The organism is Arthrobacter sp. Y3225116 (assembly GCF_059091245.1).
The window spans coordinates 1-930 of record NZ_JBNHGL010000488.1; the positions used below are offsets into that span (position 1 = coordinate 1).

Annotated in this window: 2 protein-coding genes; both read left to right on the forward strand. The window is 69.6% G+C overall.

The window, feature by feature from the left end:
• Positions 1-363, forward strand: a 363-nt coding sequence (locus AC5RV2_RS18510) for a PucR family transcriptional regulator (protein ID WP_494093542.1), incomplete at its 5' end; no start/stop codon positions are given.
• A 96-nt stretch (positions 364-459) separates the two neighbouring features.
• A partial coding sequence (locus tag AC5RV2_RS18515; RefSeq protein WP_494093543.1) for an ACP S-malonyltransferase occupies positions 460-930 on the forward strand: 471 nt, incomplete at its 3' end.

Consider the following 930-nt stretch of genomic DNA (forward strand, 5'->3'; position numbering starts at 1 on the left):
TGGCCGGCCGCGCCGCGTCCCGTGGCCGCCAACGACCTGTGGCCCGAACGGGTGATGTCCGGCGACGACGCCGCGCGCCGCGACCTCTACAAGTACATCTACGTGCCGCTGCTCAACGCCGGCAACGGGCTGGTCGAAACGCTCTCCAGCTACCTGTCGCTGGGGCATTCGCTGGAAGCCACGGCGCGGGAACTGTTCGTCCACGCCAACACGGTGCGCTACCGGCTGCGCCGGGTATGCGACGTGACCGGCTGGGATCCGCTGCTGCCGCGGGAGGCCTTCGTGCTCCAGACCGCCCTCGGCGTGGGCCGCCTGGTGGCTCCCGCGCGGAACCCGAAGGACCGCGCGCCGGCTCGGCAGTAGTCCGCGGCACCTTGTAGACTTCCTACAAAGCGGTTCGGCGAGCTTCGTGTGCCGAAACACCGTGGAAACCGCCTCCTCTTTGGAAAGCTTGAATACGTGCTTGCAATAGTCTGCCCGGGCCAGGGTTCCCAGACGCCCGGATTCCTCAATCCCTGGCTCGAGGTCCCCGGTGTGCCCGAACACCTCGGACTGCTCAGCGACATCGCCCAGTTGGACCTTCTCACGCACGGCACCGTGTCCGATGAGGAGACCATCAAGGACACCGCCGTCGCCCAGCCCCTGATCGTGGCCGCCGGCCTGCTGGCCGCCCGCGCCCTGACCGCCGATGAGCCGCTCGACCTGTCCACCGTCGTGGCCGGCCACTCCGTGGGTGAAATTACGGCGTCCGCCATAGCCGGCGCGCTGACCGAGAACGATGCCATGAACTTCGTGCGCGAGCGGGCGAACGCCATGGCGCGGGCCGCCGCGCAGACCCCGACCGGGATGAGCGCCGTGCTCGGCGGGGACCCGGACGACGTGCTCGCCGCGATCGAAGCGGCCGGGCTTACCCCGGCCAACGCCAATGGC